At 63.8% G+C, this 17,580-nt stretch carries 15 protein-coding genes; 11 read left to right on the top strand and 4 right to left on the bottom strand.

What is annotated here, in order from left to right:
• Positions 1 to 4: 4 nt before the first annotated feature.
• Together GJ699_RS13795 and GJ699_RS13790 are read right to left on the bottom strand one after the other, a co-directional pair.
• Positions 5 to 1,450 carry an aldehyde dehydrogenase gene (locus GJ699_RS13795; protein ID WP_154377095.1) on the bottom strand — a complete coding sequence of 482 codons (1,446 nt, stop codon included), beginning with the start codon at positions 1,448 to 1,450 and terminating at the stop codon, positions 5 to 7.
• Between the two features lie 32 nt (positions 1,451 to 1,482).
• Positions 1,483 to 2,316 carry a p-hydroxycinnamoyl CoA hydratase/lyase gene (locus GJ699_RS13790; RefSeq protein WP_154377093.1) on the bottom strand — a complete coding sequence of 278 codons (834 nt, stop codon included), beginning with the start codon at positions 2,314 to 2,316 and terminating at the stop codon, positions 1,483 to 1,485.
• Between the two features lie 91 nt (positions 2,317 to 2,407).
• On the opposite strand from GJ699_RS13790, the gene GJ699_RS13785 reads away from it, so the two are divergent.
• The 6 genes from GJ699_RS13785 to GJ699_RS13760 all read left to right on the top strand — a co-directional run bounded on the left by GJ699_RS13785 (position 2,408) and on the right by GJ699_RS13760 (position 7,445).
• Complete coding sequence (locus GJ699_RS13785) at positions 2,408 to 2,869, top strand: MarR family winged helix-turn-helix transcriptional regulator (protein ID WP_154377091.1); 462 nt, start codon at positions 2,408 to 2,410, stop codon at positions 2,867 to 2,869.
• Positions 2,870 to 3,006: 137 nt separating this feature from the next.
• Entirely contained in the window at positions 3,007 to 4,101 is a 1,095-nt protein-coding gene (locus GJ699_RS13780) for a porin (protein ID WP_154377089.1), read from the top strand.
• 15 nt (positions 4,102 to 4,116) lie between these two features.
• Complete coding sequence (locus tag GJ699_RS13775) at positions 4,117 to 4,983, top strand: branched-chain amino acid ABC transporter permease (protein WP_154377086.1); 867 nt, start codon at positions 4,117 to 4,119, stop codon at positions 4,981 to 4,983.
• Positions 4,980 to 5,996: a branched-chain amino acid ABC transporter permease gene (locus GJ699_RS13770; protein ID WP_154377084.1), complete on the top strand. Its 1,017-nt coding sequence runs from the start codon at positions 4,980 to 4,982 to the stop codon at positions 5,994 to 5,996. Before GJ699_RS13775 ends, GJ699_RS13770 begins: the two co-directional genes overlap by 4 nt.
• Positions 5,993 to 6,751: an ABC transporter ATP-binding protein gene (locus tag GJ699_RS13765; protein WP_154377082.1), complete on the top strand. Its 759-nt coding sequence runs from the start codon at positions 5,993 to 5,995 to the stop codon at positions 6,749 to 6,751. The genes GJ699_RS13770 and GJ699_RS13765 overlap by 4 nt, the downstream gene beginning before the upstream one ends.
• Complete coding sequence (locus GJ699_RS13760) at positions 6,744 to 7,445, top strand: ABC transporter ATP-binding protein (RefSeq protein ID WP_154377080.1); 702 nt, start codon at positions 6,744 to 6,746, stop codon at positions 7,443 to 7,445. The genes GJ699_RS13765 and GJ699_RS13760 overlap by 8 nt, the downstream gene beginning before the upstream one ends.
• Here GJ699_RS13760 and GJ699_RS13755 read toward each other — a convergent pair.
• Positions 7,442 to 7,939: a MarR family winged helix-turn-helix transcriptional regulator gene (locus GJ699_RS13755; RefSeq protein ID WP_154377078.1), complete on the bottom strand. Its 498-nt coding sequence runs from the start codon at positions 7,937 to 7,939 to the stop codon at positions 7,442 to 7,444. The two genes, GJ699_RS13760 and GJ699_RS13755, sit on opposite strands and share 4 nt — an antisense overlap.
• A 107-nt stretch (positions 7,940 to 8,046) precedes the next feature.
• Here GJ699_RS13755 and GJ699_RS13750 point away from each other — a divergent pair, with 107 nt between their 5' ends.
• The 5 genes from GJ699_RS13750 (at position 8,047) to vioA (ending at position 16,216) form a co-directional block, all read left to right on the top strand.
• The gene (locus tag GJ699_RS13750; RefSeq protein ID WP_154377076.1) at positions 8,047 to 9,078 is read left to right on the top strand and encodes a Rieske 2Fe-2S domain-containing protein; all 1,032 of its coding nucleotides are present in this window, start codon (positions 8,047 to 8,049) and stop codon (positions 9,076 to 9,078) included.
• Positions 9,075 to 10,028 (top strand): PDR/VanB family oxidoreductase, encoded by a 954-nt coding sequence (locus GJ699_RS13745; RefSeq protein WP_154377074.1) that lies wholly within the window; start codon positions 9,075 to 9,077, stop codon positions 10,026 to 10,028. The genes GJ699_RS13750 and GJ699_RS13745 overlap by 4 nt, the downstream gene beginning before the upstream one ends.
• Positions 10,029 to 10,072: 44 nt before the next feature.
• Positions 10,073 to 12,994 carry a sensor histidine kinase gene (locus GJ699_RS13740; RefSeq protein ID WP_154377072.1) on the top strand — a complete coding sequence of 974 codons (2,922 nt, stop codon included), beginning with the start codon at positions 10,073 to 10,075 and terminating at the stop codon, positions 12,992 to 12,994.
• A 94-nt stretch (positions 12,995 to 13,088) separates the two neighbouring features.
• Complete coding sequence (locus tag GJ699_RS13735) at positions 13,089 to 15,026, top strand: glycosyltransferase family 4 protein (protein WP_154377070.1); 1,938 nt, start codon at positions 13,089 to 13,091, stop codon at positions 15,024 to 15,026.
• Between the two features lie 86 nt (positions 15,027 to 15,112).
• Positions 15,113 to 16,216 carry a dTDP-4-amino-4,6-dideoxy-D-glucose aminotransferase VioA gene (gene vioA / locus GJ699_RS13730; RefSeq protein ID WP_154377068.1) on the top strand — a complete coding sequence of 368 codons (1,104 nt, stop codon included), beginning with the start codon at positions 15,113 to 15,115 and terminating at the stop codon, positions 16,214 to 16,216.
• A gap of 39 nt (positions 16,217 to 16,255) precedes the next feature.
• Here vioA and GJ699_RS13725 read toward each other — a convergent pair whose 3' ends face one another.
• On the bottom strand, positions 16,256 to 17,563 hold the full coding sequence (locus GJ699_RS13725; protein WP_154377067.1) for an ATP-grasp domain-containing protein: 1,308 nt from the start codon (positions 17,561 to 17,563) through the stop codon (positions 16,256 to 16,258).
• Positions 17,564 to 17,580: the final 17 nt, after the last annotated feature.

The following is a 17,580-nucleotide window of genomic DNA, read 5'->3' as shown; positions in this document are numbered from 1 at the left end:
CCTTTCAGATCGGATAGTGGCGCGGCGTGGTTTGTATCGTGATCCAGCGCAGTTCGGTGAACTCGTTGATCGCCGCCTTGCCGCCGAAGCGTCCGTAACCACTGCCCTTGACGCCGCCGAACGGCATCTGCGCCTCATCGTGCACGGTCGGACCGTTGATGTGGCAGATGCCGGACTCGATGCGCTTGGCCACCGCCATCGCGCGGCCGATATCGCGGCTGAACACGGCGGAGGACAGGCCGTATTCGCTGTCGTTGGCGAGTTGAATAGCTTCCTCGTCGCTGTCGAAACGCAGCACCGAGACGATGGGGCCGAACGATTCTTCCTGATACACGCGCATCGCCGGCGTGACCTGGTCGACAATCGCCGGCTGCATCACATTGCCCTGCACCTCGGCCGAGCTTTGCAGCACGCGCGCGCCCAACTGACGGGCATCGTCCAGCATGGCGCTGACGCGTTGCGCGGCGGCCGGCGCGATCATGCCGGCCAGCGGCGCGTCGGCCGGGGCGGCTTTCAGCGTCGCGACCTTGGCGGCGAATTTTTCCAGGAAGGCATCGGCCACTTTGCGGTCGACCAGAATGCGGTCGGCCGACATGCAGATCTGGCCCTGATTAAAGTAGGCGCTGAAGGCGGCCGCTTCGACCGCTTCGTCGAGGTCGGCATCATCCAGCACCAGCAGCGGATTTTTGCCGCCCAGTTCCAGCAGCACCGGTTTCAGATGGCGCGCGCAATGTTCGGCGATGATGCGGCCGACGCCGGTGGAACCGGTGAAGTTGACGCGGCGTACCGCCGGCGCCGCAATCAGGCGCTCGACGATCTGCGGCGCATCCTGTGGCGCGTTGGTGATGACGTTGACCACGCCGGGCGGGAAGCCGGCGTCCTCAAACACCGTGCCGATCAGGCGGTGCACGGCCGGGCACTGTTCGGACGCTTTCAGAATCACGGTATTGCCGCAAGCCAGCGGCATGGCCAGCGCGCGGGTGCCGAGGATGATAGGCGCATTCCACGGCGCGATGCCGACCACCACGCCAGCGGCCTGACGCACGCCCATGGCGATCGAGCCAGGCACGTCGGATGGAATCACTTCGCCGCTGATCTGGGTGGTCATGGATGCCGCTTCGCGCAGCATGTTGGCGGCTAGCGTGACGTTGAACTGATACCAGATGGCGTGGCCGCCGGCTTCCGCCACGGCGCGCTCGACAAAGGCGGCGCGCTGGGCTTCCATGGCGTCGGCCGCTTTCAGCAGCAAGGCGCGGCGGGCGCCCGGCAGCATGGCGGACCAGGCCGGGAAAGCTTCTTGCGCGGCTTTTACCGCGTGGTCCACATCGGCCAGCTGGGCGGCGGCGCTGCGGCTGACGGCTACACCGCAGGCGGGGCCGATGCGGTCGAAGGTTTGTTGGTCCTGGGCGGCCACGGACTGGCCGCCGATCAGCAATTCGTTTGCAAACATGAGTGTCTCCGGTATTTTTTTAGTTGGGGGATTTAATCACGTTTGAAGGTCTGCAGGCCTGGCTTGATGGTCTTATCGTCCAGGAACTGCTTCAGACCTTGCGCCCGGCCTTTTTCCGGATCGCGGAAGTTGGACTGGTCGACCTTGGCGTACAGATAGTCCTCATTCTGATCCCAGTTCAGTTCGCGGCAGCGCTTGAAGCCGTTTTTGGCGATGCGCAGCACCACCGGCGCCTTGGCCAGCAGCTTGTCGGCCAGCGCGAGCACGGCGTCGCGCAGTTCGGCGCGCGGCACGCTCTTGTTGACCAGGCCCATGGCGGCCGCTTCCTGGCCGGTGAAGGTGTCGCCGGTCATGATGTAGTGCAGTGCCTGACGGTGGCCCATGGTGTCGGCCACGGCTTTGCTGACCAGATTGCCGGGCGGGATGCCCCAGTTGATTTCGGACAGGCCGAACACCGCTTCGTCGGCGGCGATCGCCAGGTCGCAAGCCACCAGCGGAGAGAAGGCGCCGCCGAAGCACCAGCCGTTGACCATGGCGATGGTTGGCTTGGAATACATGCGCAGCAACTTCCATTGCCATTGCGAGCAGTCGCGGCGCAGGCGTTCCTGGAAAATTTCCGGCTTGCCGTCGTTTTCGCGGAAGTATTCTTTCAGGTCCATGCCGGCGGTCCACGAGTCGCCGGCGCCGGTCAGCACGATCACTTGGGCGTCTTCGTCCAGCTCCAGCGTTTCCAGCACGTCGATCATTTCGCGGTTCAGCGTTGGGCTCATGGCGTTGCGCTTTTCCGGACGGTTGAGGGTGATCCAGCCGATACGATTTTCCACGTCGACCTTCACGGTTTCCCAGCGTGCTGCATATTTGGACATACAATATCTCCTGTTGGTAAGTTTCTTATCAGGCTGCCTGATATGTGTCTTATACTATACCTGCCTTTTTTATTTTTCAAGCTGAATTTTTATGGTTAAAGCTACGTTGCCGGAAGCCGATCCAACCAAGCCTATGGGATTGGCCTATATGCTGGGTCGTCTGGATCATGTGTTGAACAAGCGCTTGCGCGAGTGTTGCGCGCCGGCTGGCCTGACGGTGCCGCAATACACCGCGCTATCGGTGTTCCGGGCTCAGGGCGCGCTGTCGAACGCGCAACTGGCCACGCGCACCATGATGGCGCCGCAGTCGGCCAATGAAATGGTCAAAGTGATGGAAGCCAAGGGCTGGATCGAACGCACGCCGGACCCGGCGCACGGCCGCATCATCCAGATCCAGCTGACCAAGCAGGGCGATGCGATCCTCAGCGAGTGCGATGGCAAGGTGCGCGCGGTCGAGCAACAGATGTTTCCCGACCTGACTGAAGCGGAATTGCAACAGCTGTTCACGCGCTTGCGCGGCGCGGTGCGGGCGCTGACGCTGGAAGGTATTTGAGTCAACGCCGGCGTGGCGAAAATGTCGGCGGGATACGATAAGAGTATCAGGTAGATTGACAACTGCCTGATTTAAATCCTACTATTTATTTAGGGCGCGAAAAAACGGACGCCCGGATAAAACAACAGGAGACAAACATGACTTATCGTATCCGTGGCGCGGTGGCGCTGCTGGCTGGCCTGGGCGCGTGCAGCGCCGCTTTGGCCCAAAGTAACGTGACCGTGTACGGCTTGCTGGACACCGGTATCGAACGCGTGACCAATGTCGATGCCGCCGGCAATTCCGCCACCCGCATGCCGTCGCTGACCGGCTCCTTCCCTTCGCGCATCGGCTTCCGCGGCAACGAAGACCTGGGCGGCGGCCTGTCGCTGGTGTTCACGCTGGAAGCCGGTCTGGCGCTCGACAGCGGCACCATGGGGCAGGGCAATCGCCTGTTCGGTCGCCAGGCCTCGGTGGGGCTGAAGGGCGACTTCGGCACCGTCACGCTGGGCCGCCAGGTCAACATGACTTACATCGCTTCGCTGAAGTATGATGTGATGGGTCCGAACCTGTTCGCCATCGGCAGCATCGATCCCTACCTGCCGAATGCGCGCAGCGATAACGCCATCGGCTACATCGGCAACTTCAATAATGTCGTGGTGGGCGCCACCTACAGCTTCGGCCGCGATACCTCGTCGGCCGGCGGCCCCGCCGCCACTGGTTGCGCCGGCGAAGTGGCCGGCAATTCCAAAGCCTGCCGTCAGGCGACCGGTTTGCTCGGCTACGAAACGCCGGAGTTCGGCGTCAACACTTCGTACGACATCATGTACGGTAACACCGGCGCCGCTGGTGGCCTCACCAGCAGCAATAACAGCGACAAGCGCGTGACCGCCAACGCCTACGTGAAAGTGGGCGAGGGCAAAATCGCCGGTGGCGTGATCGACCGCACCACCAATGCCGCCACCGGCCGCACCGAGTCGGATCTGTACTTCCTCGGCGTCAGCTATCCGCTGAATCCGTTCACCACGCTGGACACGCAGGTGGCGCGCAAGGACGTCAAGAACAGCGATGCCGACGTTACCATGCTGGTCGCGCGCCTGACCTACTATCTCTCGAAACGCACTGCGGTGTATGGCGGCGTCGGCCGCATGAAGAACTCCGGCCTGTCGGCGGTGGCGCTGGATGCCGGTGGCACGGTCGGCGCGGGCAAGACGCAAAACGGCGTGATGGCCGGCATCCGTCACACTTTCTGAAGCTGAGGGGCGCCCATGCTAGCCAATTTCGCCGGCGTGCTGTTTGACGGCATCGCTTACGGCAGTCTGTTGTTTCTGATCAGTGTCGGTCTGTCGGTGACGATGGGGATGATGAACTTTGTTAACCTGGCCCACGGCGCGTTTGCCATGCTGGGCGGCTATGTCAGCGTGACGCTGCTGGCGCGCTTTGGCTTGCCGTTCCTGGCCTCGCTGCCGCTGGCCTTCATCGCGGCGGCGCTGGTGGGCTGGGTACTGGAGCGTCTGTTGTATCGTCGCCTGTACCGCGCCAGCCATCTGGACCAGGTGCTGTTCTCGATCGGCCTGACCTTCATGTCGGTGGCGGGCGCCACCTATCTGTACGGCCCGACGCAGCAACCGGTGCAGTTGCCGGACTGGCTGCGTGGCCAGGTGCACTTGTTGGGCCTGGACGTGGGCGCGTATCGCTTGTTCCTGATCGGTGTGGTGGTGCTGATGACGGTGGCGCTGGGCCTGCTGATCGAGCGCACCCGCTTTGGCGCGCAAATCCGCGCCTCGGTCGATAACCAGGTGGCTGCGGCCGGCCTCGGTATCAACGTCAGCCGCGTGTTCAGCCTGACGTTTGCGCTGGGCTCGGGCCTGGCCGGCCTGGGCGGCGGCCTCGGCATCGACGTGCTGGGGCTGGACCCCAGCTTCCCGGTCAAGTACATGGTCTACTTCCTGCTGGTGGTTGCGGTGGGTGGCGCCGGCACCATCAAGGGGCCGCTGCTGGCCGCTATTCTGCTGGGCGTGTTCGACGTCGCCGGCAAATACTATGTGCCCGAAGTGGGCGCTTTTGTGATCTATGCGCTGATGGTGGTGCTGCTGATTTTGTTCCCTGCCGGCCTGATGCGGAGAAAAGCATGAATGCGTTTGCTGAAAAAGAAGTGAAGCCGGTGTCGGTGCTGGCGGCGCTGCCGCCGCCACGGTTGCCGAACGACCGCTGGAAGCCGCTGGAGATTGTGTTCTGGCTGCTGCCGCTGGCGGCGTATGTGGCGTTTCCCGGTTATCTGGTGCTGATTAGCCAGATCATGATTATGGGGCTGTTTGCGGTGTCGCTGGATTTGATTCTGGGTTATGCCGGCATCGTCTCGTTGGGCCATGCCGCCTTCTTCGGCCTGGGCGCTTACACCGCCGGCCTGCTGGCGGTGCATGGCTGGGGCGAGCCGCTGAGCGGTTTGCTGGCCGCCGCCGTGGTGGCCGCCGTGTTTGGTTTTGTGGTGTCGCTGCTGGTGGTGCGCGGCCAGGATTTGACGCGATTGATGGTGACGTTGGGTATCGGCCTGATGCTGCATGAGGCGGCCAACAAGGCTTCCTTCCTCACCGGCGGCGTCGACGGCTTGTCGGGCATGATGGTGGACAAGCTGTTTGGCGTGTTCGAATTCGATCTCGATGGCAAGCTCGCTTTCTGGTACAGCTTGTCTGTGTTGTTCGTGCTGTTTGTGGTGCTGCGGCGCATGGTGGCGTCGCCGTTCGGACTGAGCCTGATCGGCATTCGCGAGGGCGTGCGCCGCATGCCGGCGCTGGGCGTCAATGTGCCGCGCCGCTTGATGGCGATCTACACGGTGGGCGCGGCGGTGGCTGGCGTGGCCGGTGCATTGCTGGCGCAGACCACGCAGTTTGTCGGCCTGGATTCGCTGGGCTTCCCGCGTTCGGCCGAACTGATGATCATGCTGGTGCTGGGCGGTACCGGTCGCCTCTATGGTGGGCTGGTGGGCGCGGCGGTGTTCATGCTGGCGCAGGATTACATCTCCGGCCTGAATCCGGTGTACTGGCAGTTCTACATCGGTCTGCTGCTGGTGCTGATCGTGATGTTTGCGCGCGGCGGCATCCTCGGCGGCCTGGAAAAACTGCGCGCGCGTTTCAAGGAGCAGCCATGAGCCAGGACTTTACCCTGCGTACCGAAGGACTGGGCAAGCAATGGGGCGCCTTCGTTGCCAACAGCGATATCAACTTGAGCTTCACGCCGGGCGCGCGCCATGCGTTGATCGGGCCGAACGGTGCCGGCAAGACTACCTTCATCAATCTGCTGACCGGCGCGCTGGCGCCCAGCAGCGGCAAGGTGTTCCTGGGCGGCCAGGACATCACCCACATGCCGCAGCATCAGCGCGTGCATAGCGGCATGACGCGCACCTTCCAGCTGAATACGTTGTTTGCCGGCTTGACGGTGCTGGAATCGGTGGCGCTGGCGATCAGCGAACGGCGCGGCTTGCAGCGCGTGTGGTGGCAGACCGTGGCCAAGCGCGCCGATGTGATCGATGAGGCGATGGCGCTGCTGGCCACGCTGAAGCTGAGCGATCAGGCCAACAGCGTGACACACAGCATGGCTTACGGCAAGCAGCGGCTGGTGGAGATCGCCCTGGCGCTGGCGACCAAGCCGCGCATTCTGCTGCTGGACGAGCCGGCGGCCGGCATTCCGCAGGCCGAAAGCAAGGAGCTATTTGCGGTGCTGGCGCAGTTGCCGCGCGAGGTAACCGTGCTGTTCATTGAGCATGACATGGGATTGGTGTTCCGCTTTGCCGACCGCATCACGGTGCTGGTCGGCGGCAAAGTGCTGACCGAGGGTACGCCGGCCGAGATTGCTGCCGATCCGCGCGTTAAGGAAGTGTATCTGGGGGAGGCTGAGCATGGCTGAGTTGTTGGCGTTGGATGGTGTGACAGCCGGTTATGGCGAGGCCACCGTGCTGGAGGACGTGTCGTTCGCGTTGCAGGAGGGCGACAGTCTGGCGCTGCTGGGCCGTAACGGCGTCGGCAAGACCAGTCTGCTGGTGACGCTGATGGGGTTGACCCGCTTGCATCGCGGTGCGATCCGCTGGGGCGGCGCCGATATCGCGCGGCTCAGCACGCACAAGCGCGCTCGCGCCGGACTGGGATGGGTACCGCAGGAAAGGCATATGTTCCCATCGCTGACGGTGGAGGAGCATTTGACGGTGGTGGCGCGGCCGGGGCCGTGGACGCTGCAGCGGGTCTACGCGATGTTCCCGCGCCTGCAGGAACGGCGCAACAACATGGGCAATCAGCTGTCCGGCGGCGAGCAGCAGATGGTGGCGATCGCCCGCGCGCTGATGACCAATCCGCGCATCCTGTTGCTGGATGAGCCGATGGAGGGTCTGGCGCCGATCATCGTGCAGGAGCTGGTACGAGCGATCCGCAAGCTGGTGCAGGACGAGGGCATGTCGGTGATCGTGGTCGAGCAGCATGCGCGGCTGGCGTTGTCGCTGACGCAGCGCGCCATCGTGCTGGATCGCGGCCGCGTGGTGCACGACTCGGACAGCGCCAGCCTGCTGGCCGATGGCGAACGGCTGGACCGTCTGGTAGCGGTGGCTTAGCCTTCCGCTGAGGCCGTCTGCGCCGGCGGCTCGGCCAGCGGCGCGCGGCTTTGTTCGTTGTTGCCTTCGACCAGTTTGGTCAGCAGTTCCATGAATTGCAGTTGCTCCGGGCCGGTGAGCGGCGCCAGCAACCGGCGCCGCAGGCGTTGCGCGCCGGGGATCAGATCTTCCAGCAGTTTTTCGCCGGCCGGCGTGATGGTCAGCGCGCGCTGACGCCGGTTGTGCGGAATCACCTTGCGTTCCAACAGTCCTTTTTCCTCCAGCCGCGCGCAGACGGTGGCGCCGGTCGAGGTGTCGATGCCGTTCAGCGCCGACAGCGATACCTGATCGATGCCGGGATGGCCGGCCAGATTGCGCAGCATCGCGTATTGCACCGGCGTCAGCTCGTTGCCCAGCTCATCGTAAAAGATGGAGACGGAGATTTGCTGCGCGCGTCGCAGCAAGTGGCCCGGATGTTCGTACAGGTTGATCAGTTGGCTTTCGGTCTCGGGCATGGCGGGCTCATTGTGCGTTGCCGCATCTAAAAAGGTTTACATCGTGTCAGAAGCGCCTATACTTTACAACATTCAGTGCACTGAATATCGAAAACAAAGGAGACAAGATGTACCCAAAAAACACCTGGTACGTGGCCTGTACCCCCGACGAAATCGCCACCAAGCCGCTGGGCCGCCAGATCTGCGGCGAAAAAATCGTGTTCTATCGCGGCCCCGAGGGCAAGGTGGCGGCGGTGGAGGATTTCTGTCCGCATCGTGGCGCGCCGCTGTCGCTGGGCTTTGTGCGCGAGGGCCAGCTGGTGTGCGGTTATCACGGTCTGGAGATGGGCTGTGATGGCAAGGTCATCAGCATGCCCGGCCAGCGCGTGCGCGGCTTCCCGTGCATCCGCAGCTATCCGGTCGAGGAGCGCTACGGCTTCATCTGGGTCTGGACCGGCGAGGCCGACAAAGCCGATCCGGCGCTGATTCATCATCTGGAATGGGCCGTGAATCCGGAATGGGCGTATGGCGGCGGCTTGTACCACATCAACTGTGACTACCGGCTGATGGTCGACAACCTGATGGATCTGACGCACGAGACCTATGTGCATGCGAGCAGCATCGGCCAGAAGGAAATCGACGAAGCGCCGGTCAACACCAAGGTCGAGGGCGAGCAGGTGGTGACCAGCCGCTACATGGAAAACATCATGGCGCCGCCGTTCTGGCGCGCCGCGCTGCGCGGCAACGGCCTGGCCGACGATGTGCCGGTGGACCGCTGGCAGATCTGCCGCTTCTCGCCGCCCAGCCATGTGATGATCGAAGTCGGTGTGGCGCATGCGGGCAAGGGCGGCTATCACGCCGAGCCGCAGCACAAGGCGTCCAGCATCGTGGTCGACTTCATCACGCCGGAGACCGAAACTTCGCACTGGTATTTCTGGGGCATGGCGCGCAACTTCAAGCCGGAGGACGCGGAGCTGACCGCCACCATTCGTGAAGGCCAAGGCAAGATCTTTAGCGAAGACCGCGAAATGTTGGAGCTGCAGCAGGCCAACATCACGCGCCACCCGGAGCGCAAGCTGCTGATGCTGAACATCGACGCCGGCGGCGTGCAGTCGCGCCGCATGATCGACCAGCTGCTGGCGCAGGAGAAACCGGCATGAGTACCGAACTGTTGCAGGTGCGTGTGACGCAGCGCGTGGCCGAGGCGGAAGATATCTGCAGCTACGAGCTGGTCAGCGTGGATGGCGCGCCGCTGCCGGCGTTCGAGGCCGGCGCGCATATCGACGTGCACGTGGCGCCGGGACTGGTGCGCCAGTACTCGCTGTGCAACGCGCCGCATGAGACGCATCGCTATGTGATCGGCGTGCTGCGCGATCCTGCCTCGCGTGGCGGTTCGCAGGCGATGCACGAACGCATACAGGCCGATACCACCTTGCAGATTAGCGCGCCGAAGAATCACTTCCCGCTGCTGGCGGTGGAGCGCAGCCTGCTGCTGGCCGGCGGCATCGGCGTGACGCCGCTGCTGGCGATGGCGGAAACGCTGGCGGCGCGCGGTGCGGACTTTGCGCTGCATTACTGCACCCGTTCGCCGGCACGCACGGCGTTTCGCGAGCGTCTGCAGTCGGCGTCGTACGCGGCGCAGGTGCACTGCCATTACGACAGCGAGACCCCGCTCGATCTGGCGACACTGCTGGCCGGATTGGAGCGCGACACCCATATCTACTTCTGCGGTCCGTCCGGTTTTATCAAGCACGTGCAGTCGTGCGCGGCGGCGCAGGACTGGCCGGCCGATCAGCTGCATCTGGAATACTTCAGCGCCGAGGTGGTGCCGGCCGAAGGTGACCAGGCGTTTGAGGTCAAGCTGGCTTCCAGCGGCGCCTGCTACACCATCCCGGCCGACCGCACCGTATTGCAGGTGCTGAACGAGGCCGGCGTGTTTATTCCCGCCTCGTGCGAGCAGGGCGTGTGCGGCACTTGCCTGACGCGGGTGCTGGATGGCGTGCCCGAACATCGCGATTTGTATCTGACCGAGGAAGAGCAGGCCGCCAACGATCAGTTCACGCCGTGCTGCTCGCGTGCGCGTAGCGCCACTTTGTTGCTGGATCTCTAGTTTCTCGTTGCTATAATCCTCAGGTTTGCAATTTATTCAACCTGATGATGCCGCGCGTATTCACGCTTCTGCTGTTCCTGATTATCGCGATTCAAGCCAGCAGAGCCGAAGCGGCGCGGCCTCTGCTGACCGACTACACCCATACCGCCTGGACCGAGCTGGACGGCGCGCCCAGCGGCTCCACCCGCTTTGCGCAAGGCGCTGATGGCTGGCTGTGGATCGCCTCGCCCACTGGTTTGTACCGCTTTGACGGCGTGCGTTTCGAGCATGCCGACAAGGTCTACGGCTTTCCGCTGCAATCGTCCAATCTGATGGCGGTGACATCGGCGTCGGATGGCGCGCTGTGGGTTGGCTACCGCGTCGGCACGGTCACCGTGTTTCGCAAGAATGGCGCGCATACTTATATGGAAGACGACGGCTTGAATCCGGTCGGCGTCATGCATATTGCCGAGGCGCCGGACGGCGGCATCTGGGTCGCGATGCGCGATGGCCTGGCGGTGCTGGCGCCGGGCGCCCAGCGGTTTGAATATCTGCGCGGCGAGGCTGGCCTGCCGCCGCTGGGCATCTTCCAGGTACTGTTCGCGCGCGATGGCACGGCTTGGGTCGGCACCAATAAAGGGCCGTTCTTTCGCCGCAAGGGCGAGGCCCGTTTTTCCCCGGCGTATCCGCGCGTGACGCTGGTGTCGCTGGCCGAGGCGCCGGACGGAGCGATCTGGGGCAACGATCCGGACAAGCATACCTACCGAATCAGCGTGGCGGACCAGCCGGTGCCATCTCAGTTTGAGAGCGACGGCGTGCTGTTCGATCGCCACGGCACGCTGTGGGCGAAGCATCCCGACCGCTTTGAACGCAAGCTGTCCATCGTCAGCACCGGTGGGCCGGAGCAGTACCTGACCAAAGCCGACAACCTGAGCGGCCTGATGCCGGTGACCGCGTTTGAAGACCGCGAAGGCAATCTGTGGCTGGGTACCACGCGCGGTGTGGACCGGTTGCGGCCGAACCGTTTGCTGACCGTTGACTTGCCGCTGAGGGCGCCCGCGCTGGTGGCCGGCCCGGGTGGGACGGTGTGGGTGGGTGACTACGAGGGTGACCTTTGGCGCTATAACGCCGACGGCCGCTTGCGGCGCGAAGAGCCGGGCGCGATCACAGCCAGCTACGCGGCGCCGGACGGCGTGCTGTGGCTGGGCGGGCTCGAAGGCGTCAAGCGGCGCGATGCGAACGGGACGGTGACCTTGCTGCCATTCCCCGACCATATCAAGGGGCTGCGCGTGCATGCGCTGCAGCAGGATGGCGACGGCGCGTTGTGGGGCTCGTTTTCCACCAATTCCGTGTACAAGTTGGTGGATGGCCAGTGGATACGCAACGGCGGCCTGCAAGGCATACCGAATACGCTGACGGCCAGCATGGCGCGCGATGCGGCCGGCCGTTTGTGGATGGGGCATGTGCGCAGCCAGATCAGCGTCGTCCATGGCGCCGAGCTGCGCCGGCTGGGACCGGAGCAGGGGCTGAAGCTGGGCACCATCCTGGCGATGACGGCCGATGGCGACGCGATGTGGGTCGGCGGCGAGCAGGGTGTGGCCTTGTACCGCGCCGGCCGCTTTGTGACGCTGGGTGGCGAGCATGGCGAAGCGTTTGCCGGCGTGTCCGGCATCGCGCGCTTGCCCAATGGCGAGCTGTGGCTGAATGGCGCCGAGGGACTGTATCGCATCAGCGCCGGCGAAGTGCGGCGCTGGCTCGGCCACAGCGCCACAGCGGTGGCGTTTGCCCGCTTCAATGCGCAGGATGGCATGCAGGGCCATGCGCAGCAATGGCGTCCGCTGCCGTCGCTGTTGTATGGCAGCGATGGCTTGCTGTGGTTTGCCACCAGCGGATCGGTGGGGACGGTCGATCCGGCGCATTTGCGCCACAATCCGCTTCCACCGCCGGTGGAAGTCACTGGTCTGCACGCGGATGGCTTGCGCTATGGCGTGGCTGGCACGGCCCTGCTGAGCCTGCCGAAAGGCACGCGCGATCTGCAAATCGACTTTACCGCGCTGAGCTTGTCGATACCCGAGCGGGTGCGCTTGCGTTACCGCCTGGTCGGCTGGGATGACGCCTGGAAGGAAGCGGTTGGGCGGCGCGAGGCTTACTACACCAATCTGGCGCCGGGCAAGTATCGCTTCGAAGTCATCGCCGCCAACGAGGATGGCGTGTGGAACACCAAGGGCGCCGCATTGGACATGAAGATTCCGCCGACCTTTGTGCAAAGCGTCTGGTTCAAGCTGCTGCTGGCGGCGGCCTGTTTGCTGATTCTGTATGCGGCCTATGTGCTGCGCATCCGCTATCTGACTCAGCTGATACAGGAACGCACCGCCGAGCGCATGCGCATCGCCCGCACCTTGCACGACACGCTGCTGCAAAGCATGCAGGCATTGCTGCTGTCGTTTGACGCGCATAGCCGACATTTGAAGGAGGGCACGCCGGAGCGGCGGCGTCTGGACCAGACGCTGAACCTGGCCGAGCAACTGCTGGTGGAAGGGCGTGACCAGATCATGGACTTGCGCACCGCCGTCTCGCCCGAGGTGCTGTCGCTGACGCTGGAGGAATTCGGCAAGGGGTTGGCGGAACATCGCACCCATGCCTTCCAGATGCGGGTGATGGGCACGCCACGAAAGCTGCGTCCGGGTGTGCATGAGGAGGTGTATGCGATCGGACGCGAGGCACTGTTCAACGCTTCGCGCTACGCCGAGGCGACCCGCATCGAGCTGGAGCTGGAATACAGCGCCAGTGCCTTCGTGCTGCGCATCCGCGACAATGGCCGGGGGCTGGAGGAAGAGGTCGCCATCGCCGGTGGAAAGCCCGGACATTGGGGCTTGTCCGGCATGCGCGAACGCGCCGAGGGCATCGGGGCACAACTGGAGATTGCCAGCGAAATGGGCAGCGGCATCGAGATCACGCTGACGCTGCCGGCCCGGCGGGCATATTGAGAAGTTGCCCGGTTGACACTTGGCATGGGAAGTATATGATTGTTAACTCAAATCAATTTGCGACAATAGAAGGCTGCATGAAGATGGATAAGACATGGCCGAAGTAACCATGAGCGAGGAAGTGATTGCCGCAGCCCGCAAAAAAGTAATGATCGGCTGCAGCCATTTCTGGCCGTCGGTGGGTGGCCTGGAAACCAGCATGGCGCAGCTGGGCGCGGAGTTGATTGCGATTGGCTATGAAGTGACGGTGATTACGATGGCGTTTCCATCGCGGCAAGCCGATCACCATCGCGGCATCCGCATCATCAGTGTGGAACTGGCCGACTTGCCGGACACGATACGCGCGGCGGTCGGCTCGGGTGAGTATGGTGCCTGCCTGCTGATCCAGGACCCGATGGGAACCGTGATCCGCAGCGTCGACCTGCTGGAGCGGCCGGCGCATACGCGCTTGCTGGTCCAACCCATCATCAATGACGACGGCTATAGCCAATGGAAGGACATGGCGGAGTTCCGCCGGCGCCTGGTGCGCGTCCTCAAGATGGCCGACGCCGCGATGACCATGACCAGGAGTGGCATCGACCACCGCTACATGCTGAGTGAAGGGGTGACGCCGGTGTATCTGCCGAACGCCACCAGCCAGATGACGTCGGGCGGCGATTTCCGTAGCGCGTACGGTATCGGCCCCGATCAGTTCATGATCCTGCACGTGGCCAATGTGGTGCGGGTGAAAAACCACGTTGGCCTGATCGACGCCTTGCCGAATATGCCGCCGAACTGGAAGCTGGTGATGGTCGGCACGCCGGTTAACCCCGAGTATGTCGCCGCGCTGCGCGCCAAGCTGGCTGAACGTCCCGAGGTGTTGTACATCCCCGGCCTGGTGCCGGAATGGGTGGCGGCCGCGATGCAGGCGGCCGATGTGATGGTGCTAGCGTCGCACGGCGAAGGCTCGCCGATCACGCTGCTGGAAGGGATGTCGCATGGCAAACCGTGGCTGGCCACGCCGCAGTGCGGCGCCGCCAACGACCACCTGGGCGGCGTGATCTGCGATCTGCCCGACTTCATGCCGCACCTGCGGCAACTGGCCACCGATCCGGCGCTGCGCAAGGATCTGGGCGAGATCAGCCTGGCGCACTGGCAGCAATGCTATTCCTGGCCGGTGGTGTTGCAGGGCTGGCTGGACTTGATCGAAACAGGCCATTTGCGGCGCAGCTTTGAACCGGATGGCGCGCTGGTGGAACAGATGCGGCAAGTCCGTGAACGGATGGCTTCGGCGTTGCCGCGCGTGGCGCTGCTGGTCGAGCGCGGCAGCGCCGAGGCCGCGCTGGCGCCGGCGCTGGGATTGGCGTTGACCGGCCGCTACAGCTTCCATGTGGTGTACCGCGATTGCCAGGAGCAGCCGGACGCCGGCGCCGCCGAGGCCGATGTGCTGGTGGACTTGTGCATGGGCGCCACCGAGACCACCCGCCGCACCGCCGCCCGTTATCTGACGCGCGCCATGCTGGCCGACGGCTTGCGCGCAGTGGATTACGACCTGTACGGGGTGGATGTCTACCGCGACGGGGCGTTGCGGGTGGGCTGGATCGGCGATGCGCCGAAGCGGGCCAACGAAGTGCATCAACTGGTGGTGCCGGCCATGGGCGAGCACCATAGCATGTCGATCCTCGACGAATACGCCTCGCCGCAGGAGCGCGCAGTGTTCCTGCAAGCCATCGATGTGCTGTTGCTGACCAACGATGATGACTACAGTGCCGCAGCGTTGGCCGACGCCATGGCCGGTGCGGTGTTCACACTTGGCATCCGCCATGGGCGGCTGAGCCGCTGGCTGGTGTATCAGCCGGCCGGTATGCTGGCGGAGCCGTCCGGTGAGGCGTTGCACGCGGCGCTCAACTGGTGCGAAGCCAACCTCGGGGAACTGCGCCGGCGCAGCTACCGGCAGGCGCAGCGCATGGCGCTGCACGCGCCGGAGGTGCTGCTGCCCGGGGAATGGGAGCGGGTGCTGGGGCAGGCGCTGGGGCAAGCGGACGCGGTGTGAGGCTGGCTGTGGCGCGCTTGCCAAACCGCATCCCGTATGCGACGATGGGACTCGCCTTTGCATCCTGTCATGATTTCCGCCTTTAGATGAAGCCAATTTACGTCACCGAGCCGTCGCTGCCTCCGCTGGAGGAATTCCTGCCGTATCTGCAGCAGATCTGGGACAGCAAGCAGCTGACCAATGGCGGCCCGTTCCACCAGCAACTGGAACAGGCGTTGTGCGACTATCTGGGGGTGCAGCATATTTCGCTGTTCACCAACGCCACCGTTGCCCTGATCACCGCGCTGCAGGCGCTGCGGATCACGGGGGAGGTCATCACCACCCCCTATTCGTTTGTCGCCACCGCCCACTCGCTGCTGTGGACCGGGGTCAAGCCGGTGTTTGTCGATGTCGATCCGGTCACGCTGAATCTGGACCCGGCCAATATCGAGGCCGCCATCACGCCGCAGACCACCGCCATCATGCCGGTGCACTGCTATGGCCATCCGTGCGACGTTGAGCGGATTCAGCAGATCGCCGATACTTACGGCCTGAAAGTCATCTACGACGCCGCGCACGCCTTTGGCGTGGAGACCGCGACCGGCAGCATTCTCAATCACGGCGATCTGTCGGTGCTGAGTTTTCACGCGACCAAGGTGTTCAACACCTTCGAGGGCGGCGCCATCATCTGCCCGGACGCCAAGACCAAGCGCCGCATCGATCACTTGAAGAATTTCGGTTTCGTCGATGAAGTGACGGTGGTGGCGCCCGGCATCAACGGCAAGATGAGCGAATTCAACGCGGCGCTGGGGCTGGCGCAGCTGAAGGAAATCGAAAGCGCGATCGGCAAGCGGCAGCAAATCGATGCCCGCTACCGCGCCGCCTTTGCCGATGTGGCCGGCATTCATTGCGTGCCCGGCGCCGGCGAGCTGGTGGCCAACTATGCCTATTTCCCGATCCGGGTGCAGCCGGGCTATCCGATCAGCCGCGACGCGCTGTATCAGAAGCTGCGCGATCAGGACATCTATGGGCGGCGCTATTTCTATCCATTGATCAGCGATTTCCCGATGTACCGCGGCCTGCCCTCGGCGGCGCCAGCGCTGCTGCCACGGGCCAGCCTGGCATCCAGCCAGGTGATCTGCCTGCCGATTTATCCCACCCTGACCGAAGAGCAACAGGACCGCATTATCGCCATCGTGCGGGAAGACTAGCGTGTCCGGCTTGCTGCTGTAACTAGGCGCTGAACGGCGTCAGGTCCGCAGCGCTTCCATGCTGTCGACCAGCAGCTCCAGCATGCTGCAATCGAAGGTGGGAATGCCGCACACGGCGGCGACGTCGCGCCGTTCGGCAAAGCTGTCGTCGATGAAGATGGCATCCGGCTCGCTGATGTGGGCCGATTTCTTTTCCTTCAGACGCAAGTGGATCACCTCATCGAACAGGCCGGCCAGACGGTGGCGCGCCAGCGTTTGCTGCAGATCCTGCGCATGGCGCGTGATTAGCTTGACTGGCTTGCCCTGGTTGACGCACTGGAAGATGAACTGCACCAGGGCGGTGTTGACCTTGTCGTTCAGCAGCAGCGTATCGTCCAGGTCGATATAGGCGGTGCTGAACTTCAGCTGGTGCCGGTAGCGGTTGCCGAGCGCGCGGTCCATTTCGATCGGTCCGGGATTGAGCAGCAGCGACAGCGGCAGGCGCTCATGCTCGAAAATGCTCAATAGTGGGAAGTTCACGCCCATCATGCGGTGGGTGGCCATGGCGCCGGCGATGCGCGGCGCCACCTCCAGCAGCACCAGGCGGCCGTCGCTGGCCCGTTTCAGCTGGAAGAACCAGGCACCGCGCAAGCCCAGCCGCGCGCCGATGCCGGCCGCCATGTCTTCGATGCCATCCAGCTGTTCGGTATGGGTGTTGACCGAAATCCCATTGCGGGTACGGCGCCGGCTGCGCGCGCGGGCGAACAGCAAGCCTCGCTCGCGGTCCGAGAAACAGTCGATGGTGTATTCCTCGCCCGGCAGGTATTCGCAAATAATGGTGTCGGCCACCTTGGCCTGGGCCGCCTCCAGCTGCAGGCGCGACTGGGCCAGGCTGATGCCGAACGAGCCTTGGCCGCGGTCAGGCTTGAGAAACACCGGATAGGCCGGCACCGCGTCGGCGTGCGGATATACCGCGGGCACCGCGACCACGTCCGCCAGCGCGCGATAGGTAGCTGATTTGGAACGGGTAATCTCGCATGCCTGCAGGGGTGACGAAATCACGGTCGCCGCCAGCCGGCCCTGATCCTGGGCGCGCGCCAGCGCCACGATCACGTCGTCGTAGGCCGGCAGGATGTAGTCGATCGCCAGTGCTTGGCATAGGGCGTTCAACTGTTCCAGCCAGCCATCCTCATTGATGCTGGGCACCTCGTGGTAGGTCGGATAGGCGAAATAACCATGGTTGGATACCGCCTGGCCAGCACCGAACAGCTTCACTTCCTTGCAATGCTGGAGCGCGCGGTAGATTTCCAGTCCGATTTCGGTCCCCGCTGGGAACACCAGCACATTGCGGACTTTGACAGTAGTCATGCTCTCAGCAGGTGGCT

It is taken from the genome of Duganella guangzhouensis, from assembly GCF_009674535.1.
GTDB lineage: Bacteria > Pseudomonadota > Gammaproteobacteria > Burkholderiales > Burkholderiaceae_D > Rugamonas > Rugamonas guangzhouensis.
Note: the sequence above shows the minus strand (reverse complement) of the source record. Positions and strands in the feature narration are given on the sequence as shown.